Raw genomic sequence first — 21,775 nt, 5'->3', positions numbered from 1 at the left:
GCGGGCCGGACCGGGGGAGAGGCGGTGCACTAGGGTCGAACCATGCGCGAGGCGGAGGGGCAACGCACGTTCACCGGCACCGGCGTCGGACGCGGCGTCGTCGCCGGTCCCGTGCTCCGCATGCCGGAACCGCTGCCCGAACCGAGTGCCGACCCGTTCGGCGGGGACGTCACGCTCGAACAGGCCCGGGCCGTCGCGGCGCTCAGCGCGACGCGGGCCGACCTCGAGGACCGGGCTCGACGAGCCGGCGGACATGCGCAGGACGTGCTCGAAGCGCAGGCGGTCATGGCGGACGACCCGGCGCTCGCGGAGGACGTCGCAACGCGCATCGCGGCGGGGCGTTCCGCGGAGCGCGCCGTGTTCGAGGCCCTGGCGACGGTCCAGCAGGTCCTCTTCAACCTGGGGGAGCCGATGGCGGCGCGCGCGACCGACGTCGGTGACGTCTCGCAACGGGTCATCGCGCGGTTACTGGGCCGACCTGTCCCCGGACCTCCCGAGTCGGACGAGCCGTTCGTCCTCGTCGCCACGGACCTCGCTCCGGCAGACGCCGCGCTCCTCGATCTCGAGCGGGTGCTGGCACTCGTCACGAGTGGCGGCTCGGCGACCTCGCACACGGCCATCCTCGCGCGCGAGCAGTCACTCATCGCCGTCGTGGGCGTCGCCGGAGCCGAGCAGTTCGAGGACGGTGAGATCGTCCTCGTCGACGCCGGAGCCGGGGTCGTCACCGGGTCGCCGACGAAACGCGAGGTGCGGTCCGCGAGGTCCACCGCGGCCGAGCGCGTGCGGGTCTCACCGCGCTCACCGGGCGAACTCGCCGACGGCACCCCGGTGCCCCTGCTCGCGAACCTCGGGTCCGTCACCGGTGCGGCCGGTGCCCTGGCCCTCGGCGCCGAGGGGGTCGGGCTGTTCCGCACCGAGCTGCTCTTCCTGGACCGCGCGGAGGCGCCGGGCGTCGCCGAACAGGCTGACCGCTACGGCGAGTTGCTCGCGGCGTTCCCGGGCAAGCGGGTCGTCGTCCGGGTGTTCGACGCCGGAGCCGACAAGCCGCTCGCCTTCCTCCGAGCGGACGAGGCCGAGGCCAACCCGGCGCTCGGGGTGCGGGGCATCCGGGCGCTCCGCGCACGTGACGAGGTGCTCCGAGACCAGCTCACGGCGCTCGCGCTCGCACAGGACGCCCACGAGGCGGACCTCTGGGTGATGGCCCCGATGATCGCCGACCTCCCCGAGGCCGCGGCGTTCGTGACCCTCGCGAAACGGCTCGGGCTCCGCACGGTCGGGACGATGATCGAGGTGCCGTCGAGTGCGCTGCTCGCCGCGCAGATCCTCGGGGTCGCGGACTTCGTGAGCATCGGCACCAACGATCTGACGCAGTACACGCTCGCGGCGGACCGTCTCCTCGGGCCGCTCGGCTCGTATCAGGACCCGTGGCACCCCGCCGTGCTGCGGCTCGTCAAGCTCGTCGGCGACGCCGGTCTCGCCTCCGGGCGCTCGATCGGCGTCTGCGGGGAGGCGGCAGCGGACCCGGCCCTCGCGGTCGTGCTCGTCGGCCTCGGGGCGACGAGTCTCTCGGTCACCCCGGCCGCGCTCGGCGACGTCCGGAGCGAGTTGCGACGCTACACGCTCGAGGCGGCTCGTGCCATGGCCATGGACGCCCTGAGCGCCGCGTCACCGGCTGAAGCCAGAGCTGCCGCGCTGGCCTGACGTCGCTCGACGAACAGGTCGCCCTGCACGAACACGTCCGGCCCAGCGCGGTGCGCTGGGCCGGACGGATGAACCGGGTGTGGGCTAGGAGACCTTGCCGGAGATCATGGCCTGCTTGACTTCGGCGATCGCCTGCGTGACCTGGATGCCGCGGGGGCACGCCTCGGTGCAGTTGAAGGTGGTGCGGCAGCGCCACACGCCCTCCTGGTCGTTGAGGATGTCCAGGCGGACCTGCGAGGCGTCGTCGCGGGAGTCGAAGATGAAGCGGTGCGCGTTCACGATCGCCGCCGGGCCGAAGTACTGGCCGTCGGTCCAGAACACGGGGCACGACGAGGTGCACGCGGCGCACAGGATGCACTTCGTGGTGTCGTCGAAGCGGGCGCGCTCGGCGACCGACTGCACGCGCTCCTTGTTCTTCTCCGCAGGCTTGCCGGGCATGAGGAACGGCTGCACCTCGCGGAACGACGCGAAGAAGGGGTCCATGTCGACGACGAGGTCCTTCTCGAGCGGCAGGCCCTTGATCGCCTCGACGTAGATTGGCTTCGAGATGTCGAGGTCCTTGATCAGCGTCTTGCAGGCGAGGCGGTTCCGTCCGTTGATCCGCATGGCGTCGGAGCCGCAGATGCCGTGCGCGCAGGAGCGACGGAACGTGAGGGTCCCGTCCTGCTCCCACTTGATCTTGTGGAGCGCGTCCAGGATGCGGTCCGTCGGGAACATCTCGACGTCGAAGTCCTCCCAGCGCGGCTCGGCGTCCACGTCCGGGTCGAATCGACGGATGATCAGGGTGACCGTGAAGGACTGGATCTCCTCCGGTGCTGCTGCCGGCGGGTTCTCGAGCGTTGCAGTGCTCATCGCTAGTACTTCCTCTCCATCGGCTGGTACCGCGTGATGACCACGGGCTTCCAGTCGAGCCGGATGTGGTCGGCCGCGTCGGACGAGTGCGGGTCGCCGGACAGGTACGCCATCGTGTGCTTCATGTAGTTCTCGTCGTCGCGCTTCGGGTAGTCGTCGCGCATGTGACCGCCACGGCTCTCCTGACGGTTGCGAGCGGAGTAGACGACGACCTCGGCGAGGTCGAGCAGGAAGCCCAGCTCGATCGCCTCGAGGAGGTCCGTGTTGAAGCGCTTGCCCTTGTCCTGGACGGCGATGTTCTGGTACCGCTCGCGCAGGTTGTGGATGGTGGCGGTGACGCCGGCGAGGGACTCGTCGGTCCGGAACACCTGGGCGTTACGGTCCATCTCCTCCTGCAGCTCCTTGCGGATCGTGGAGATCCGCTCGGTGCCGTTGGAGTTCCGCATCTGCTCGATGAGGCCGGAGACGAAGCCGGCGGGGTTCTCGGGCAGTGGCGTGAAGTCGACGCCCTGGACGTACTCGACGGCGTTGTTGCCGGCGCGCTTGCCGAACACGTTGATGTCGAGGAGCGAGTTCGTGCCGAGCCGGTTCGAGCCGTGGACGGACACGCACGCGCATTCGCCGGCCGCGTACAGGCCGGGGACGACGGTGTTGTTGTCGCTCAGGACCTCGGCCTTGACGTTCGTCGGGATGCCGCCCATGGCGTAGTGCGCGGTCGGCATGACAGGGACGGGCTCCGTCACCGGGTCGACACCGAGGTAGGTGCGCGCGAACTCGGTGATGTCGGGCAGCTTGGTCTCGAGGACCTCGGCACCGAGGTGGGTGCAGTCGAGGTAGACGTAGTCCTTGTTCGGCCCGGCACCGCGGCCTTCCGCGACCTCCTGGACCATGCAGCGCGCGACGATGTCTCGCGGGGCGAGGTCCTTGATGGTCGGGGCGTACCGCTCCATGAAGCGTTCACCGCTCGCGTTCCGGAGGATCGCACCCTCACCTCGCGCTCCCTCGGTGAGGAGGATGCCGAGACCGGCGAGGCCGGTGGGGTGGAACTGGAAGAACTCCATGTCCTCGAGCGGGAGACCCTTGCGCCAGATGATCCCGACGCCGTCGCCCGTGAGGGTGTGGGCGTTCGAGGTCGTCTTGTAGATCTTGCCGAAGCCACCGGTGGCGAAGATGACCGCCTTCGCCTGGAAGACGTGGATCTCGCCGGTGGAGAGCTCGTACGCGACCACACCGGACGGCTTGTCGACACCGTCGACGTTCGTCATGATCAGGTCGAGCGCGTAGTACTCGTTGAAGAAGTTGATGCCGAGGCGGACGCAGTTCTGGAACAGCGTCTGCAGGATCATGTGGCCCGTGCGGTCGGCCGCGTAGCAGGCACGGCGGACCGGCGCCTTACCGTGGTCGCGGGTGTGGCCGCCGAAGCGACGCTGGTCGATCTTGCCCTCGGGGGTGCGGTTGAACGGCAGACCCATGTTCTCGAGGTCGATGACCGCGTCGATGGCCTCCTTCGCGAGGATCTCCGCCGCATCCTGGTCGACGAGGTAGTCGCCGCCCTTGATGGTGTCGAAGGTGTGCCATTCCCAGCTGTCCTCCTCGACGTTCGCGAGCGCAGCGGCCATACCGCCCTGCGCCGCTCCCGTGTGGGACCGCGTCGGGTAGAGCTTGGAGATGACGGCCGTCTTCGCTCCGGGGCCGGCCTCGATCGCGGCGCGCATGCCGGCACCGCCGGCACCGACGATCACGATGTCGAACTGGTGGTAGTGGATGCCGTCGATGACGGTGGACTCGGTGGTTTCTGTAGTCACGGTTTCCGTTGCTCGGTCTCGGTTGCTCAGTTGGCGGGGCAGAACGACGCGAGCAGGTCTGCAGGTGCGCCGGCGGGGCACGGGTCGAAGGTGAAGACGACCAGGGTCCCGAGGATGATGAGGATGGTGACGGCGGCGAGGATCGCGACCTTGAGGACACCGCGGATCGTGCGACCCGTGGCGTAGTCGTTGACGATGGTGCGCATGCCGTTTCCGCCGTGGATCAGTGCGAGCCACAGCATGGCGACGTCCCACCACTGCCAGAAGGGGTTCGACAGCTTGCCGCCGACGAAGGCGAAGTCGATGGCCTTGATGCCGTCGCCGACCATGAGGTTGACGAACAGGTGGCCGAAGATGAGGACCAGCAGGATCACGCCGGAGACGCGCATGTAGATCCAGCCCCACTTCTCCCAGTTGACGCCCTTGCGGCGCGCGGGACGAGCGGGGGTGCGGGGAGCGGCGATCGTCGTCATCAGTGGCCCATCTCGCTGAACACGTTGATCAGGTGGCGCGGCGTGAAGCCGAGCATCGTCACGACCCAGAGACCGATGACGATCCAGAACATGGGCCGCTGGTACTTGGTGCCCTTCGACCAGAAGTCGATGAGGATGATGCGGATGCCGTTGTACGCGTGGTAGGCGATGGCGGCGACGAGCGCGACCTCGCCGAGCCCCATGATGGGGTTCTTGTACGTGCCGATGACGGCGTTGTACGCCTCGGGGGAGACCCGCACCAGCGCGGTGTCGAGGACGTGCACGAGGAGGAAGAAGAAGATGGCGACGCCGGTGATCCGGTGGAGCACCCACGACCACATGCCCTCACGGCCCCGGTACAGGGTGCCGGCCGGGCGTTTGGATGTCGTGGATTCCAACGGTGACGTTCGCGTGAGACTCGCGGTCACGAGGTCCTCCCTGATAGTCGCTATCTGCGGCAGATCGTTCTGCCGTGCGGGGGTTGTTGCCTGCCGTGCGTCGAATCGGCGCGCTGGACCAAGTGTAGGCGTGGGATGCGCGGTCCCGCCGCTAAGGCTGGCCTAACTGTCTCGACGTCGAGAGAGGCCGGACATCTGCGCGACGACCGGGCGACACCGGGTGTTCACAACCAGTTCCGTCGCTTGAACACCTTGTAGAGGATGACGCTCGTGGTGGCCATGAGCGCGAGCGCCATCGGGTAGCCGAACCACCACGACAACTCCGGCATGTGGGTGAAGTTCATGCCGTAGATCCCCGCGATGAGACTGGGGCCGAACAGGATGGCGGCCCAGGAGGAGATCTTCTTCACCTCGTCGCCCTGCTTGAGGCTCGCCTCGGTCATCTTCGCCATCTCCTCGTTCTGGCGTTGCCCGACGAGGGTGCTGTTCACGGTCAGGATGTCGCGCAACAGCTCCCGGTAGGCGTCGATCCGCTGGTTGACGCTCGTGAGGTGGTCGGCGACGTCGCGGAGGCCACGTTGCAGTTCGTCGGCGACCCCGTACTTCGCGCTGCCCTGCTCGAGCGACAGCATCACGTCGCTGAGCGGGTGCGTCGCCCGCTCGAAGGCGATGACCTCGCGGGAGAGTTGGTAGATACGGCGGGACACCTGGGACTCGCCGACGAATACCTGCTCCTCGATCTCGTCGATGTCGTTCGAGAGCCCGGCGACCACCGGACCGTAGCCGTCGACGACGGCGTCGATGATGGCGTACAGGATCGCCTGCGGACCGTAGGCGAGGAGTTCGTGCTCCTGCTCCATCCGCGCCCGGACGTGCGACAGGTCGGGGGACTCGGCGTGCCGGAGGGTGATGACGAAGTTCGGACCGACGAAGACGTGCAGCTCGCCGAACTCGACGGTCTCGGTCTCGTCGACGTAGTTGGCGGCCCGGAGGACGACGAACAGGACGTCGTCGTACCGCTCGATCTTCGGCCGCTGGTGCGCGGTGATGGCGTCCTCGACGGCGAGCGGGTGGAGACCGAACTCCGCAGCCAGGACGCCGAGCTCGCCGGCGTCGGGCCGGTAGAGCCCGATCCACGCGACGCCGTCCGGGGTCTCATGGAGCGCGCGGAAGGTGTCCTCGAGTGAGGTGAGCGTCGAGCTGCGGGAACCGTGGCGGTAGATGCAGGCGTTGACGATGCTGTTCCGGCCGTCCAGGTCCGCTGCGTCCGGCGGACCGACGGGGACCGGGGGAGCCTGCTTGCTGCCGAAGGACGGGATCGGGATCCCGAGGACGTTGCGTCCAGCCATGCTCGTACCGTTCTTTCTCGTGCTCGATCTGGCGCTCATCGTAAACCCGTCAGATGACGCTTCCGTGCCGTCGTCCTCAGGCTGGAGCCTGGCGGTACGCTCGGGGGATGACCACGCCCCTCGAACGCTTCTACGCAGTGATCCCGGCCGGCGGCATCGGCAGTCGTCTCTGGCCGCTCTCGCGAGCCGACGCACCCAAGTTCCTGCACGACCTCACCGGCTCCGGCAGCACGCTGTTGCGCGCCACCTGGGACCGCCTCGCGCCGATCGCCGGCGACCAGCGCATCATGGTCGTCACCGGGCGTGCGCACCGCGCGGCCGTCGAACAGCAGCTGCCCGACCTCGCCGACGCCAACGTGGTCCTCGAGAGCGAGCCGCGCGACTCGACCGCCGCGATCGGGCTCGCCGCAGCGATCCTCGTCCGTCGCGAACCCGACGTCATCGTCGGCTCGTTCGCCGCCGACCACGTGATCCGCGGCGACCGCCTGTTCCGCGCCGCGGTCGCCCAGGCCGTCACGGCCGCCGAGGAGCGCTACATCGTCACGATCGGCATCCAGCCCACGGAGCCCGCCATCGGCTTCGGCTACATCAAGAGCGCCCGCGACCTCGGCATCCGCGGGGCCGAAGGGGTCATGCTGGTCGACTCCTTCGTCGAGAAGCCCGACCTCGCCACGGCCAAGCGGTACGTCTCGAGCGGCGAGCACCTCTGGAACGCCGGGATGTTCATCTCGCGGGCCGACGTCCTCCTCGAGGAGATCGGTCGGCAGAAGCCCGAACTCCTGGCGGGCCTCCTCGAACTCGCCGAGGTCTGGGACGACGCGGCGGCCCGTGGCCCGGTCGTCGACCGCGTCTGGCCGGCGCTCGAGAAGATCGCGATCGACTACTCCGTGGCTGAGCCCGCCGCGGCCGCCGGTCGCATGGCCGTCGTGCCGGCGCACTTCGACTGGGACGACGTGGGCGACTTCGCCTCGCTCGCCAAGCTCAACTCCGGGGGGCGCAAGTCCGACCTCGCCATCCTCGGCGAGAACGCGCGGGTGCTGTCGGACGCCTCCAGCGGCATCGTCGTCAGCCAGACCGGTCGGGTCATCAGCCTCATCGGCGTGCAGGACATCGTCGTCGTCGACACCCCGGACGCCCTGCTCGTCACCACGAGCGCCAACGCGCAGCGGGTGAAGAGCGTCGTGGACGCCCTCAAGTTGTCCGGTCGCGACGACGTCCTCTGATCGGCGACCGACGGTGACCGCGCTGCGCGAGCTGCTCCTGCAGGCGGGCGCGCGTCTCCAAGCCGCAGGCGTGCGTGACGAGGCCCTGGCGGAGGTCTACACACCCCGCGGACTCCCGCTCGTGAAGCGGGCGCCCGCGCTGCGGCCGATCGGCCGGGCGTGGCGCCTCGGGGTCGTCCTGCTCTCGGCCGACGGTCGCCTCTTCACCGCCGCCGAATCCACTCGGGCCGTGGAGCCGAAGTGGTTCAACCACCGCTCCTCGGAGGTCGAGCACCGTCGGATCGCGCAGCAGGCGGCCCACCGCGGCCCGTTCGCCGAGGGCGACGTCGTGAACTTCGAGGTCGTCGAGCTCGCGCTGGACGAGGCGTCACTCCGGGAAGGGTCAGGCCCGCTGCGACTCGTCGACGACACGGTCATGCTCCGCTGGGCCGGGCACGACCTCGGGCTCACCCCGCTCGACGCCTACCTCGACGACCGCGTCGCGCTGCTCATCGGCGAATGACCCGTTCGTTCGCCCATCCTTGGGAGAGCGAACCGGGCGATCAGACCGCGGGGCCGAACCACTCCGTGTAGAGCCGCCAGAAGTTGCGGTTGCCGTAGGCACTGCAGGCGTCGCCAGTGCCCGAGACGTTCGCGAGGGCCGCGGCGTTCGGTTGGTACGGCGTGTAGAGGTAGAGGTTCGCCGTCGCCTGGTTGCGGATGTCGACCTGGGTACCGCCGCAGGCCGCGTCGGGGCTGTACTGGATGTAGACCGATCCCAGGTGATACGCCCGCTGATAGGACTCACCGGGCACGTTGAGCGGGTACAGCGTGTACTGCCGGAACTGCCATGCGGAACGGTAGACCTGGTTCTGGAACCCGAAGTAATCCGCGTCGCAGCTCGCGCTGAAGTTCGGGCCGGTGTCGGGGCAGCCCCAACCCATGGCGCGCGCGTAGCCGTACTCGCTCGGCCCGGTGATGAGCGACTGCTCCTTCTGCATGAGGACGAGCAGCACCTTGGGGTTGATCCCGCACGCGTGGGCGACCTTCGCGACGATCCTCGCCGCCGACTCGTTCACGGCGCCGCGGTAGGCCTCGCAGTGCCCGGGCTCGGCCGCCGGGACGGACTCGGTGCTGGCACGGAAGTCCGCCAGGCACGGCACGCCGTCTTTCGGGGTACAGGGCTGGGAGGCGAAGAACGCCTGGACGTCCGCCTCGCTCATGGCGTTCGCGTCGTAGAAGTTCGCGTCGCTGATGATCTCGCCCGGGTCGAAGTCCGTGCCGCGGACCGTGGGCGGCGCCGGCTGGGCAGGCTTGCTGGGAGCCGGCTTCGTCGGCTTCGGGCTCGCCGTCGAGGGCGTGGTCGGCGAGGGACTCGGGGTGGGCGTCGGTGTCGTCTGCGTCCGGCTCAGCTGCGAGCTCGCAGCTGCCGCGGTCGCCGGTGTGGTCGGCAGTGCGCCGAGTGCGACGAGCGCACCGACACCGAGCGCGGCGAGCAGCGAGGCCGCGGTCGATCGGTGCGCACGGCGACGCCGCGCGGGCGAGGGGACCGACGGAGCACGCATGACGACCAGCCTAATCGGGACCGGTGACGTGCAGGGCTTGCGGCGGCCGACGACCGACGGATAGCCTGAGGTCACTGTGAAGAACTGAGCGAATCGACGTCCCGCGCCTGCGGCAGACCATCACGAACGTGATGTGCCCGGCGGGAATCCATCGAGGTACGCCAGACGCTTCCAGGTCCGCCCAGGAGTTCGAGCCCAGCGCTCACTCCTGACGTGTCGGACGACGACCGTACGCGGCGTGCCCCATCTCGAAAGGGGCCTCCATGCGAGCACCCATGACCCAAGCAACACCAGTCCACCGCCGCACCGCTTCGAGGTTCGGGCGATCCATCGACATCCAGCAGCTCCGCGCCGACGGCGTCACCCGCTCCTACGGCGTCCGCGTCGTGTTGCGCGACGTCGGCCTCGTCGTGTCGGCCGGGGATCGTCTCGGCCTGATCGGCGAGAACGGCGCGGGGAAGTCCACGCTGCTGCGCATCCTCGCCGGGATCGACGAGCCGGACGACGGCGAGGCCGTCCGCCCGGTGCGCACCGGCATCCTCATGCAGGAACTCGAGCTCCCGGAGGACACGACGGTCGGCGAGTTGCTGGAGCAGGCGCTCGGCGAGGTCCGCGCCGTCGAGCAGGAGCTCGAGACGTCGGCGGCGGCACTCGGTGAGACGGGTTCCGCCGGTGACGGTTCCGCCGAGCAGCGGTATGCCGCCGCGCTCGATGCGGCGGAACGCGCCGACGTCTGGACGGCGGACGCCCGGTTGGACGCGGTCGTCGACGGCCTCGGCATCGCCGCGATCGAACGGTCGCGACGACTCGGTGAGGTGAGCGGGGGACAGCGATCCCGCTTCGCCCTCGCCGCGCTCCTCGTCGCGAGACCGACCGCACTGCTGCTCGACGAGCCGACCAACCATCTGGACGACGAGGCGGTCGCGTTCCTCCGCGGCCACCTGTCGGAATGGCCGGGTCCGGTGCTCTTCGCGAGCCATGACCGCGCCTTCCTCGACGAGGTGGCGACGGGGCTCGTCGACATCGATCCGTCCCGCCCCGTCCCCGTCGGCGAGGCGTCACCCGTCGTGGAGTTCGGCGGGCCGTTCAGCGAGTACCTCGACTGGAAGGCAGCGGAACTCGATCGCTGGTCGGCGCGTCATGAAGAGGAGCAGGCCGAACTGCGCCGCCTCGCGTCCGCGGTGCACGACGTCGCCCCGCGGATCAACCACGATCGGGGCATCCGCGACAACAACCGCATGGCCTTCGGCATGCGCGGCGACCGCGTCGAGCAGCAGATCAGTCGGCGGGTGCGGAACGCGCAGCTCCGACTCGAGGTCCTCGAGCGCGAGCAGGTGCGGCGCCCGCCTCGCCAGCTCTCGTTCGCAGGGATCCCGAGCGGATCGACGGTCCTCGACGAGGGGGAGCAACTGCTCGACCTCGCCGACGCCCGCGTGGACGGCCGGCTGCACCTCGAACGCCTGCAGCTGGCGCCCCGGTCGCGGGTGCTGGTCACCGGGGCGAACGGCTCGGGGAAGTCGACGCTCCTGGCGGTGCTCGCCGGGTCGCTGCGCCTCGATGCGGGGACCCTTCTCCGACGGAAGGGGCTCCGCGTGGGGCTCCTCGAGCAGGACGTCGCGTTCCCGGATGCGGAGCGATCACCTCGGGAGGTCTACGACCGGGCGCTCGGCGAGGCCCGTGCAGCGCGCACCCCGCTCGCGGGTCTCGGGCTCCTGGGGCTTCGCGACCTCGACCGCCCGATCGGCCAGCTCTCCGTCGGGCAGCAGCGCCGTCTGGCCCTGGCGCTGATCATCGCGCGGCCTCCGCACCTGTTCCTCCTGGACGAGCCGACGAACCACCTGTCGCTCACGCTTGCGACGGAGCTCGAGGACGCCCTCGGCGACTATCCGGGCGCGGTCGTCATCGCGAGCCACGACCGATGGCTCCGTCGGCGCTGGAGCGGCGACACCCTGATGCTCGACCGCCGCTGACCGGGATCCCGGTCGGTTCTGCCTGGGCACCGAGCCGCGCTCGGTGCCCAGGTGGGAACCGCAACTACCCGGAGCGCAAGGCGACCGCCGGCGGGGTCGCTCCGCGCTCACGTGCGCAGCATCACGGCCCGGCGATGCGCGTCTGCGCATCCGCGTGTTTCCGGCGCATGACGCCGGTGCCACCGTTCTGTAACGCTTCGGTCGCGAAGCCGGGATCGTCCGTCCGGCAGTCGTCGTATTGGGTAACGTAACCCCATACGCCCCGTGACCCGCGGGGCTGCATCTTGGAGGCTACCTTGGCAATCTCAACTCGGAAGGCCGCTGCGGGCGCAATCGCCGGCGTCGGTCTCATGGCACTGCTCGCCGGCTGCGCATCGGCTCCCAGCACCGGCGACGGCGACTCGACCGGTGCCGCATCCGACTTCCTCCCGTGCATGGTCTCCGACGCCGGTGGCTTCACCGACAAGTCGTTCAACCAGCTCGGCTACGAGGGTCTGACCGAGGCGGCGAAGGAGCTCGGCGTCGAGCCGATCACCGTCCAGTCCGACAAGGCCGACGACTACAAGCCGAACCTGCAGAGCCTGGCCGACCAGGGCTGCTCGCTCATCGTCAGCGTCGGCTTCGCCCTCTCCGCCGACACGGTCGACGCGGCACTCGCGAACCCGGACGTCGACTACGCGATCATCGACGACGCGGCCGACAACGACTTCGACGGCAAGGTCGACGCCCCGAACATCAAGCCGATCCTGTTCGACACCGTCCAGGCCGCATTCCTCGCGGGCTACGCAGCGGCCGACTACTCGAAGACCGGCGTCGTCGGCACCTTCGGCGGCCAGCCCTTCCCGTCCGTCCAGATCTTCATGGACGGCTTCGCCGAGGGCGTCGCGTACTACAACGAGCAGAAGGGCAAGAGCGTCCAGGTCGTCGGTTGGGACGTCGCCGCTCAGACCGGTTCCTTCACCGGTGGCTTCGAGGCGAACGACACCGCCAAGCAGCTCGCCCGCACACTCATCGACCAGAACGCCGACGTGCTCCTTCCGGTCGGTGGCCCGATCTTCCTGAGCGCGATCGCCGAGATCCAGGAGACCGGTAAGGACATCGCCATGATCGGTGTCGACGCCGACCTGTACGAGACCAACTCCGAGAACAAGGGCCTGTTCCTGACCTCCATCCTCAAGGGCATGAAGGCCGGCGTCGCCGACACCGTGACCGAGGCCGGTGGCGGCAAGTTCGACGCAGCTGCGTACATCGGCACCCTCGAGAACGAGGGCGTCGGCCTCGCGCCGTTCCACGACTTCGAGTCCAAGGTCTCCCCGACCCTGGCCGACGAGCTCGACACGATCAAGGCTGGCATCATCGACGGTTCCATCAAGGCGACCTCGGTCTCCTCGCCCGTCAAGTAGTCCCTCTTCACCCGGGCCCTCGCCCGGGACTCCGGGGGGAGGTCGCGATCCGCGACCTCCCCCCGCTTTGTTCGCGGCACGGCCGGACGGCGATCCCGACCGCCTGTGCCGACATCCGACACGTGACTAGATTGGGACCCATGAAGCTCGAGCTCCGCGGCATCACCAAACGGTTCGGCGCACTCACCGCCAACGACCACATCGACCTCACCGTCGAACCGGGGGAGATCCACTGTCTCCTCGGCGAGAACGGTGCCGGCAAGTCCACCCTCATGAACGTCCTGTACGGCCTGTATCAGGCCGACGAGGGCGAGATCCTCCTGGACGACGTCGTCCAACACTTCCAGGGCCCCGGCGACGCCATGGGCGCCGGCATCGGCATGGTGCACCAGCACTTCATGCTCATCCCCGTCTTCACCGTCGCCGAGAACGTCATGCTCGGCCACGAGCAGACCAAGGGCGGTGGCCGCCTCGACGTCGCAGCGGCCCGCAAGCTCGTCATCGACATCTCCGAGCGGTTCGGCTTCAGCCTCGACCCGGACGCCATCGTCGGCGACCTCCCGGTCGGAGTGCAGCAGCGCGTCGAGATCGTCAAGGCGCTCTCCCGCAACGCCAACGTCCTCGTCTTCGACGAGCCCACCGCCGTGCTCACCCCGCAGGAGACGGACGAGCTCATGGCGATCATGAAGCAGCTGAAGGACGAGGGCACGTCCATCGTCTTCATCACCCACAAGCTGCGCGAGGTCCGCGAAGTCGCCGACCGCATCACCGTCATCCGACTCGGCAAGGTCGTCGGCGAGGCCTCGCCCACCGCGACGAACGCCGAGCTGGCGTCCCTCATGGTCGGGCGTCCCGTCGAACTCACGGTCCACAAGGAGGCGCCGAACCTCGGCGACACCACCTTCACCGTGCACGACCTGTCCGTCGTCGACCACCTCGGCCAGCTCGTCGTCAACGGCGTCAGCTTCGAGGTGCGCGAGGGCGAGGTGCTCGCCATCGCCGGCGTCCAGGGGAACGGGCAGACCGAGCTCACCGAGGCGATCCTCGGGCTGCAGCCGCACACCAAGGGCAGCATCAAGCTCGACGGTGTCGAACTCGTCGGGTCCACCCCGCGCAAGGTGCTCGACGCCGGCGTCGGCTTCGTGCCGGAGGACCGATCCGAGGACGGGCTCGTCAAACAGTTCACCATCGCCGAGAACCTCATGCTGGACCGATCGACGGGTGCACCCTTCGTGAAGGGCGGCAACGTCCAGCGCGGATTCCGCGACGAGTTCGCCCGCGAGAAGTCGCAGGAGTTCGACGTCCGGTCGCAGGGCATCGAGTCGCCGGCCGGCTCCCTGTCGGGCGGCAACCAGCAGAAGGTCGTCCTCGCCCGTGAGCTCAGCCGTGAGCTGCGGCTGTTCGTCGCCGCACAGCCGACCCGCGGGATCGACGTCGGCTCGATCGAGTTCGTGCACAAGCGCATCGTCGCCACGCGCGACGCCGGCATCCCCGTCATCGTCGTGTCGACCGAGCTCGACGAGGTCGTCGCGCTCGCCGACCGCATCGCCGTCATGTACCGCGGCGGCATCGTCGGGATCGTCCCGGCATCGACCCCCAGAGAGGTCCTCGGCCTCATGATGGCCGGAGAACTCCCGGCAGGAGCAGCAGCATGAGCGAGACGTCCCACACCCCGCCCGGAACGGTCCAGCCGGTGGCACCGGGTGAGGCGAAGCCCGACACGACCCAGCCGCGCTCGAACAAGGTGCTCGCCGAGATCCTCAACTCGAGCATCGTCATCTCGATCCTCGCCGTCGTCCTGGCGATGGTCGTCGGTGCGATCCTCATCGCGCTGACCGATCCGAAGGTCCACACCGCCGCCGGGTACTTCTTCGCACGCCCGGGCGACACGATCGCGGCGGTCTGGCAGTCGGCGACCGGTGCGTACGGCGCGCTCTTCCAGGGGTCGATCTACAACTTCAAGCGCCCCGACTTCCTGAACGGCATCCGCCCGCTGACGGAGACGCTGACCTTCGCGACCCCGCTGATCCTCGCCGGACTCGGTGTCGGCCTGGCGTTCCGGGTCGGCATGTTCAACATCGGTGGACGCGGTCAGATGCTCATCGCCGCCGCCTGCGCCGGATGGGTCGGCTTCACGCTCGACCTCCCGCCCGTGGTGCACCTGCTCGTCGCGATCGCCGCCGGCATCATCGGTGGCGCGTTCTGGGGCGGCATCGTCGGCGTCCTGAAGGCCCGCACCGGCGCGCACGAGGTGATCATCACGATCATGCTCAACTACGTCGCGTTCTACCTCATCACCTTCATGCTCTCCACGCAGGGGCTGCTGCAGGCTCCCGGGTCGAACGTGCCGAAGAGCGCGGGGATGGCGGAGAACGCCGTCCTGCCCAAGCTCCTCGGTGACCGCTACAACCTGCACGCCGGTTTCCTCATCGCGATCCTCGCGGTCGTGTTCGTGTGGTGGTTGTTCAGTCGTTCCTCGATCGGCTTCCGCTTCCGCGCGGTCGGTGAGAACCCGAACGCCGCGCGCGTCGCGGGTATCGACGTGAAGAACACCTACGTGTACGCCATGCTCCTGTCCGGCGGACTGATCGGTCTCGCCGGCGTCTCGCAGGTGCTCGGAACGGTGACCTCTGGGTTCGACAACGGCATCGACGCCGGCATCGGCTTCGACGCCATCACCGTCGCGCTCCTCGGACGCAGCCGGCCGGGCGGCATCCTCATCGCCGGCATCCTGTTCGGTGCACTGAAGGCCGGCGGGTACTCCATGCAGGCCACCCAGGGCGTCAACGTGCCGATCGACATCGTGCTCGTCCTCCAGGCACTCATCGTGCTGTTCATCGCGGCTCCGCCGCTCGTGCGGGCGATCTTCTTCCTGCCGAAGCCCGACGGTTCGACGCGCCGAACGCGTCGCTCCGCCAAGAAGGAGGTGTCCGCATGAGTGGATTCACGCTCGACAAGCAGACGCCGCAGCCGGCTCCCGACGCCCCGATCGTCCTCGAGACGGTCGTCGTCCGGAGCTGGAAGGCCCCGATCGCGTTCGGGATCTTCACCGTCATCGCGTTCCTGTTGTTCGTCATCTGGCACCGCGACGGCAACAGCACGTTCCGGCTCTCCAGCGACGGCGACGTCATCCAGCTGCCGACGGTCGTGCTCCCGTCCACGGTCACCGGCATCGTCGTCACGATCCTCCTGGCCGCCATCACGGCACTGAGCGCGTACCTCGTCACGACGGGCAAGAAGGTCCCGCTCTGGCTCATCACCGTGTTCGGTGTGCTGTTCATGGTCGGGTTCCTGTCGTGGGCCGCCGCGGGCAAGGCGATCCCGATCACCGGGCTCCTGCTCGGCACGGTCGCCCTGAGCGTCCCGCTCATCTTCGGTGCGCTCGGCGGCGTCATCTCCGAGCGGGTCGGCGTCGTGAACATCGCGATCGAGGGCCAGCTGCTCGCCGGCGCGTTCTCGTCCGCCTTCGTCGCCTCGGTGACGGGGAACGCCTTCCTCGGGCTCGTCGCGGCGATGATCGCCGGCACGCTCGTGAGCTTCCTGCTCGCGGCGTTCTCGATCAAGTACCTCGTCGACCAGGTCATCGTCGGTGTGGTGCTCAACGTCCTCGTCGTCGGACTCACGAGCTTCCTGTACTCGCAGGTACTCACGAAGAACGAGGCGCTCTTCAACAGCCCGCCGAAGTTCCCCCGGATCAACATCCCGATCCTCAGCGAGATCCCGCTCATCGGGCCCGTGCTGTTCCGCCAGACGATCATCATCTACCTGATGTACATCGCCGTGGCCGTGGTCTTCTTCTGCCTGTTCTACACGCGCTGGGGCCTCCGCCTCCGCGCCGTGGGTGAGCACCCGCAGGCGGCCGACACCGTCGGCATCAACGTGAACCGGACGCGATTCTGGAACGTCGCGCTCGCGGGCGCGATCGTCGGCCTCGGTGGGGCGTACTTCACCCTCGGCTCGGTCGGTGCGTTCAACAAGGAGATGACGGCGGGTGCCGGCTACATCGCGCTCGCAGCGGTCATCTTCGGACGCTGGGACCCGCTCAAGGCGACGCTCGCCGCGCTGCTGTTCGGCTTCACGCAGAACCTGCAGTTCGCGTTGAGTGCCATCGGCTCCCCGGTGCCGAGCGCGTTCATGCTCATGCTCCCGTACGTGGTGACGATCTTCGCGGTCGCCGGACTCGTCGGCATCTCCCGCGGACCGGCAGCCGCAGGCAAGCCCTACGTGAAGGGCTGATCGTGAGCGACACGACGACCACGCCGCCCATCGACTGGGAAGCGCTGCACACCGCGGCCCGGGAGGCGATGGGTCACGCCTACGTGCCCTACAGCCGGTTCCCGGTCGGCGCGGCTGCCCTCGTCGACGACGGCCGGATCATCTCCGGCTGCAACGTCGAGAACGCCAGCTACGGCCTGACGCTGTGCGCGGAGTGCGCGCTCGTCTCCGCCCTCCACATGTCGGGCGGAGGACGCCTCGTGGCGTTCGCCTGCGTCGACGGCAAGGGCGAACGCCTCATGCCGTGCGGCCGGTGCCGACAGCTGCTGTACGAGCACTCGACGGCGGGCATGCTGCTCGACACCGTCTCCGGCATCCGCACCATCGACGAGGTCCTGCCGGACGCCTTCGGACCCCGTCAACTCGAGGAGTACCACGCATGAGTTCCGTAGAAGCATTCGACGTCGTCGACCTCATCCGCACGAAGCGCGACCGCGGCGAGCTGTCGACGCCGCAGATCGACTGGCTGATCGACGCCTTCACCCGCGGCTATGTCGCCGACGAGCAGATGTCGGCGCTCGCGATGGCGATCCTGCTGAACGGCATGGAGCGGCGCGAGATCCGCGACCTCACGATGGCGATGATCGCGAGTGGCGAGCGGATGAGCTTCGCATCGCTCGACAAGCCGACCTCGGACAAGCACTCGACGGGCGGCGTGGGCGACAAGATCACCCTGCCGCTCGCCCCGCTCGTCGCCGTCTTCGGCGTCGCGGTGCCGCAGCTGTCGGGCCGCGGGCTCGGGCACACGGGTGGGACGCTCGACAAGCTCGAGAGCATCCCCGGCTGGCGTGCGGCGTTGACGAACGACGAGATGATGGCGCAGCTGGCGGACGTCGGCGCGGTCATCTGCGCCGCCGGCTCCGGTCTCGCCCCGGCCGACAAACGTCTGTACGCCCTGCGCGACACGACGGGCACGGTCGAGGCGATCCCGCTCATCGCGTCGAGCATCATGTCGAAGAAGATCGCCGAAGGCACCGGGGCGCTCGTCCTCGACGTCAAGTTCGGCTCCGGCGCGTTCATGCAGGACTACGAGCGCGCCGAGGAACTGGCGCGCACGATGGTCGCGCTCGGGACGGACGCCGGTGTGGCGACGACAGCACTGTTGACGGACATGAACGTCCCGCTCGGCCTCGCGATCGGCAACGCGAACGAGGTCCGCGAGTCCGTCGAGGTCCTCGCGGGTGGCGGTCCGGCGGACGTCGTCGAGCTGACCCTCGCCCTGGCGCGGGAGATGCTGACGCTCGCCGGGCAGCCGGACGCTGACGTCGAGGGCGCCCTCGCGGACGGTCGGGCCATGGACGTCTGGAAGCGCATGATCCGCGCACAGGACGGCGACCCGGACGCACCGCTGCCGGTCGCCAAGGAGACCCACGTCGTCACGGCGTCGCGCAACGGCGTGCTGGCGACGCAGGAGGCACTGCCGTTCGGCATCGCGGCCTGGCGCCTCGGTGCCGGTCGGGCCAGGCAGCAGGACCCGGTCATCCACGCGGCGGGCATCGACCTGCACGCGAAGCCGGGCGACGAGGTCCGGGCCGGACAGCCGCTCTTCACGCTGAGCGCCGACGATGCAGCACGCTTCCCGCGGGCGCTCAAGGCCCTCGACGGTGCGTACACGATCGAGGACACCGCGCCCCCGCGCGGCCCCATCGTCCGGGCTCGCATCGAGGCCTGAGTCCGTTGAGATGAGGCAACTCGTCGTCCATCGCCGTTCCGGACGACGAGTTGCCTCACCTGAGTACGCGACCTGTGGAGAACGACGGGGGAAGCTCCTGCCGGCGGCACGATCGAAGGATGACCTTCCGATCCTCGATCCCGATCATGGCCGGGCCGAAGCCCGCTCAGTCGGCAGTGCGCGCCGGGTTCACTCCCCGCCAGCTCCGGAACCCAGCGCTTGGTGCTCCCTTCCACGGGATCCGAACGCCACCGGGCTACCCGACTGACCTGTACCACCAAGCGGTCGCCTACCTGAGTGCTCTCCCGATCGGGGGAGCCTTCAGCCATCAGACGGCCGCTGCTCTGCACGGCATCCCGACGCCCAGGCCGACGAGTCCGGACGTCCCGCTGCATGTCATGTCACCTGCTGGCGTCCGGGCGCGAGAGGGGCGCGGCGTGGTGGGACATCGCGGCACCCTCGGCCCGGGGGACATCGTCGATCTCGACGGACTCCCGGTCACCAGTGTCGAGCGGACCTGGTGCGACCTCGCGACGGTGGTACCGCTCCCGGCATTGATCGCCGCCGGCGACGCCCTTCTCTGGTTCCTGGATCCTCGGACGTCCCTCGATCGGCTTCGTCAGGCCGTCGAGGAGTATCCGTCGCGTCGTGGCGTCGTCGCCCTTCGGTCGGCGATCCCGCGGTTGCATGACCGCTGCCAGTCGCCGAAGGAGACCGAGCTCCGGTTGATCCTCGAGGCGTCGGCGCTCCCGAAGGCGGAGCACAACGCCGAGATCGTCCTCCACGGCTCCGGGCGAGTGGTCCGGGGCGATGTGGTGTTCCGTGTCCAGCGTCTGGTCCTCGAGTACGAGGGAGACCATCACCGGACCGACCGGTCGCAATGGCGGAAGGACATCGCGCGCACGGAGGACTTGGCACATGAGGGATGGACGGTGATGCGCTTGACTGCCGACGACCTCCGCCGACCGTCGGTGCTCGCGGAGCGCATCCGGGTGCGCCTCGGCGGCCCCGGCCGAGTTGAGGCGGTTGGTCGTTGAGGGCGATGGGGAGTGACGAAGTGCCTCACCTCGACGGAGGGCTGAGCGGTACAGTGAACCCCGTGACCTCTGCAGACGAATCCCCCCTCTCCGGCGTCGACCTCCGCGCGCTCCCGAAGATCTCGCTCCACGACCACCTCGACGGCGGTGTGCGGCCCGCAACGATCATCGAGCTGGGCGAAGCGAACGGTGTCGACGTCCCCGTGTCGGACCCCGACGGCCTGGCCGACTGGTTCTACACGCAGTGCAACGCCGGCTCGCTCGTCGAGTACCTGAAGACCTTCGACCTCAGCACCGCGGTCATGCAGACCGAGGAGGGGCTCGTCCGCATCGCGCGCGAGTTCGTCCAGGACCTCGCTGCGGACGGCGTCATCTACGGCGAGGTGCGCTGGGCTCCCGAACAGCACCTCACCCGGGGTCTCAGCCTCGACGCGGTCGTCGAGGCCGTCCAGGAGGGCATCGAGCTCGGCATCAAGGACGCGGCCCACTCCGGCTCCGACATCCAGATCGGCCAGCTCGTCACGGCCATGCGGCACGCCGACCGCGCGCTCGAGATCGCTGAGCTCGCCGTGCGCCATCGTGAGCGCGGCGTGGTCGGGTTCGACATCGCCGGCGCCGAGGCGGGCTTCCCCGCCAGCAAGCACCGGCTGGCGTTCGACTACCTCGCGGCCGAGCTGTTCCCGGTCACCGTCCACGCGGGGGAGGCCGACGGCATCGAGTCGATCCGGAGCGCCATGCTCGACGGCCGTGCGCTGCGACTCGGCCACGGTGTCCGCATCGCCGAGGACATCTTCATCGAGCGCGACGACGCCGAGTCCCTCTACGCCACGCTCGGTCCCGTCGCGGAGTGGGTCCGCGACCGCAAGATCCCGTTGGAGCTCAGCCCGCAGTCGAACCTGCAGACCGGAGCCATCGCGGCCTGGGGCGAGGAGCTCGAGGACCACCCGTTCGACCTCCTCTACCAGCTCGACTTCGCCGTCACGGTGAACGTCGACAACCGCACGATGAGCGACACGAGCCTGACGAAGGAGCTCGCGCTCCTCTCCGAGGCGTTCGACTACGACCTCACCGACCTGGAGACCTTCCAGCTGAACGCTGCCGCCGCGACGTTCCAGCCGCTGGAGATCCGTGAGGCTCTGGCGGACCGCATCAGCGAGGCGTTCGACGAGTTCCTCGACGACGACGAGGACTGACGATGCCGGCAGGTGCTGTTCCGGCGACCGCCTGGGCGGCACCTGCGCGGCAGGCTTCCAGCCTCGGAGCGTTACGATGGTTCCGATCCATTCGGGTCGACCGATCCTCTGATTGAAGCGATGCCACTCCCAGAACTGTCCGAAGCCAGCGTCGCGCTCCACGTCGAAGCCGACGACTGGCGCGAGGCGATCCGCGTAGCCGGAGCGCTGCTGTCCGACACCCACGCGACGGACGCCGCATACACCCAGCGGATGATCGACGTCGTCGAGGAGTTCGGCGCATACGTCGTGATCGCGCCGGGCCTGGCGCTCGCGCACGCCCGACCGGGTGCCGACGTCCACGACGACGCCCTCGTCGTCGCGACCCTGGCTGCTCCGGTGCGGTTCGGACACCCCCACAACGACCCCGTCTCGGTGGTCCTCGGCCTCGCCGTCACCACCGCCGAGTCGCACGTGGGCTGGGTGGCGGAGATCGCCAATGTCTTCAACGACGAGACCGCCATCCCGCGGCTCGCAGCGGCCACGACGCTCGACGAGGTGCGCGCCGTGTTCGGTGCGTCCCCCCTGAGCATCGGAGACCAGGCATGAAGATCGTCGCCGTCTGCGGTTCGGGGGTCGGCTCCTCCGCGATCCTCAAGCTCAACGCCGAACGCGCGCTCGAACGCCTCGACCTCGAGGCCGATGTCGTCGCCGGTGACATCGAGAGCCTCGGCACGACCGCGGCCGACGCCCAGGTGATCCTGACCTCGCCGGAGCTCGTCGAGCGCATCGGCAAGACCTTCGCCGACATCGTCGTCATCGACAACTACTTCGACCTCGCCGAACTCACCGAGAAGCTCGAACGCGCCATCGGCTGACCGGTGCGGCCCGGTCTCCGGGC

General features: G+C 69.0%; 20 protein-coding genes. 14 read left to right on the top strand and 6 right to left on the bottom strand.

The window, feature by feature from the left end:
- Positions 1 to 42: 42 nt before the first annotated feature.
- Positions 43 to 1,701 (top strand): phosphoenolpyruvate--protein phosphotransferase, encoded by a 1,659-nt coding sequence (ptsP, locus tag EAO79_RS17135; protein WP_124769716.1) that lies wholly within the window; start codon positions 43 to 45, stop codon positions 1,699 to 1,701.
- Positions 1,702 to 1,785: 84 nt separating this feature from the next.
- Here ptsP and EAO79_RS17130 read toward each other — a convergent pair whose 3' ends face one another.
- The 5 genes from EAO79_RS17130 to corA all read right to left on the bottom strand — a co-directional run bounded on the left by EAO79_RS17130 (position 1,786) and on the right by corA (position 6,578).
- Positions 1,786 to 2,553: a succinate dehydrogenase iron-sulfur subunit gene (locus EAO79_RS17130; protein ID WP_064294822.1), complete on the bottom strand. Its 768-nt coding sequence runs from the start codon at positions 2,551 to 2,553 to the stop codon at positions 1,786 to 1,788.
- Positions 2,554 to 2,555: 2 nt separating this feature from the next.
- Positions 2,556 to 4,358: a succinate dehydrogenase flavoprotein subunit gene (gene sdhA / locus EAO79_RS17125; protein ID WP_086474106.1), complete on the bottom strand. Its 1,803-nt coding sequence runs from the start codon at positions 4,356 to 4,358 to the stop codon at positions 2,556 to 2,558.
- A 26-nt stretch (positions 4,359 to 4,384) separates the two neighbouring features.
- Positions 4,385 to 4,831 (bottom strand): succinate dehydrogenase hydrophobic membrane anchor subunit, encoded by a 447-nt coding sequence (locus EAO79_RS17120; RefSeq protein WP_064294824.1) that lies wholly within the window; start codon positions 4,829 to 4,831, stop codon positions 4,385 to 4,387.
- Positions 4,831 to 5,259 (bottom strand): succinate dehydrogenase, cytochrome b556 subunit, encoded by a 429-nt coding sequence (gene sdhC, locus EAO79_RS17115; RefSeq protein ID WP_255376691.1) that lies wholly within the window; start codon positions 5,257 to 5,259, stop codon positions 4,831 to 4,833. Before sdhC ends, EAO79_RS17120 begins: the two co-directional genes overlap by 1 nt.
- A 194-nt stretch (positions 5,260 to 5,453) precedes the next feature.
- Entirely contained in the window at positions 5,454 to 6,578 is a 1,125-nt protein-coding gene (gene corA, locus EAO79_RS17110; protein WP_071262530.1) for a magnesium/cobalt transporter CorA, read from the bottom strand.
- Positions 6,579 to 6,685: 107 nt separating this feature from the next.
- Here corA and EAO79_RS17105 point away from each other — a divergent pair, with 107 nt between their 5' ends.
- Positions 6,686 to 7,801, top strand: a complete 1,116-nt coding sequence (locus EAO79_RS17105; RefSeq protein ID WP_064294827.1) for a mannose-1-phosphate guanylyltransferase — start codon at positions 6,686 to 6,688, stop codon at positions 7,799 to 7,801.
- Between the two features lie 13 nt (positions 7,802 to 7,814).
- Positions 7,815 to 8,303, top strand: a complete 489-nt coding sequence (locus EAO79_RS17100; protein WP_079707335.1) for a hypothetical protein — start codon at positions 7,815 to 7,817, stop codon at positions 8,301 to 8,303.
- Between the two features lie 40 nt (positions 8,304 to 8,343).
- Here EAO79_RS17100 and EAO79_RS17095 read toward each other — a convergent pair whose 3' ends face one another.
- Positions 8,344 to 9,345 (bottom strand): hypothetical protein, encoded by a 1,002-nt coding sequence (locus EAO79_RS17095; RefSeq protein WP_124769715.1) that lies wholly within the window; start codon positions 9,343 to 9,345, stop codon positions 8,344 to 8,346.
- A gap of 275 nt (positions 9,346 to 9,620) precedes the next feature.
- Between EAO79_RS17095 and EAO79_RS17090 the strand changes: the two genes are divergently transcribed.
- The 11 genes from EAO79_RS17090 (at position 9,621) to EAO79_RS17040 (ending at position 21,752) form a co-directional block, all read left to right on the top strand.
- A complete protein-coding gene (locus EAO79_RS17090; RefSeq protein WP_124769714.1) occupies positions 9,621 to 11,315 on the top strand; it encodes an ABC-F family ATP-binding cassette domain-containing protein in 1,695 nt (564 codons plus the stop codon).
- A 296-nt stretch (positions 11,316 to 11,611) separates the two neighbouring features.
- Complete coding sequence (locus EAO79_RS17085) at positions 11,612 to 12,718, top strand: BMP family protein (protein WP_124769713.1); 1,107 nt, start codon at positions 11,612 to 11,614, stop codon at positions 12,716 to 12,718.
- A gap of 140 nt (positions 12,719 to 12,858) precedes the next feature.
- Positions 12,859 to 14,373, top strand: coding sequence for an ABC transporter ATP-binding protein (locus EAO79_RS17080; protein WP_124769712.1), 1,515 nt, complete (start codon positions 12,859 to 12,861; stop codon positions 14,371 to 14,373).
- Positions 14,370 to 15,656, top strand: coding sequence for an ABC transporter permease (locus EAO79_RS17075; RefSeq protein ID WP_124769711.1), 1,287 nt, complete (start codon positions 14,370 to 14,372; stop codon positions 15,654 to 15,656). Before EAO79_RS17080 ends, EAO79_RS17075 begins: the two co-directional genes overlap by 4 nt.
- Entirely contained in the window at positions 15,653 to 16,954 is a 1,302-nt protein-coding gene (locus EAO79_RS17070) for an ABC transporter permease (protein WP_079707330.1), read from the top strand. Before EAO79_RS17075 ends, EAO79_RS17070 begins: the two co-directional genes overlap by 4 nt.
- A gap of 2 nt (positions 16,955 to 16,956) precedes the next feature.
- Positions 16,957 to 17,376: a cytidine deaminase gene (locus tag EAO79_RS17065; RefSeq protein ID WP_079707329.1), complete on the top strand. Its 420-nt coding sequence runs from the start codon at positions 16,957 to 16,959 to the stop codon at positions 17,374 to 17,376.
- A complete protein-coding gene (locus EAO79_RS17060) occupies positions 17,373 to 18,665 on the top strand; it encodes a thymidine phosphorylase (protein ID WP_124769710.1) in 1,293 nt (430 codons plus the stop codon). The genes EAO79_RS17065 and EAO79_RS17060 overlap by 4 nt, the downstream gene beginning before the upstream one ends.
- Positions 18,666 to 19,102: 437 nt before the next feature.
- On the top strand, positions 19,103 to 19,702 hold the full coding sequence (locus EAO79_RS17055; protein WP_164486973.1) for a DUF559 domain-containing protein: 600 nt from the start codon (positions 19,103 to 19,105) through the stop codon (positions 19,700 to 19,702).
- Between the two features lie 5 nt (positions 19,703 to 19,707).
- Positions 19,708 to 20,895, top strand: a complete 1,188-nt coding sequence (locus EAO79_RS17050) for an adenosine deaminase (RefSeq protein ID WP_124769708.1) — start codon at positions 19,708 to 19,710, stop codon at positions 20,893 to 20,895.
- 120 nt (positions 20,896 to 21,015) lie between these two features.
- Positions 21,016 to 21,483 carry a PTS sugar transporter subunit IIA gene (locus EAO79_RS17045; RefSeq protein ID WP_124769707.1) on the top strand — a complete coding sequence of 156 codons (468 nt, stop codon included), beginning with the start codon at positions 21,016 to 21,018 and terminating at the stop codon, positions 21,481 to 21,483.
- Positions 21,480 to 21,752, top strand: coding sequence for a PTS sugar transporter subunit IIB (locus EAO79_RS17040; RefSeq protein ID WP_064294838.1), 273 nt, complete (start codon positions 21,480 to 21,482; stop codon positions 21,750 to 21,752). Before EAO79_RS17045 ends, EAO79_RS17040 begins: the two co-directional genes overlap by 4 nt.
- Positions 21,753 to 21,775: the final 23 nt, after the last annotated feature.

This window comes from Plantibacter sp. PA-3-X8, assembly GCF_003856975.1.
GTDB classification, from domain to species: Bacteria; Actinomycetota; Actinomycetes; order Actinomycetales; family Microbacteriaceae; genus Plantibacter; species Plantibacter auratus.
Note: the sequence above shows the minus strand (reverse complement) of the source record. Positions and strands in the feature narration are given on the sequence as shown.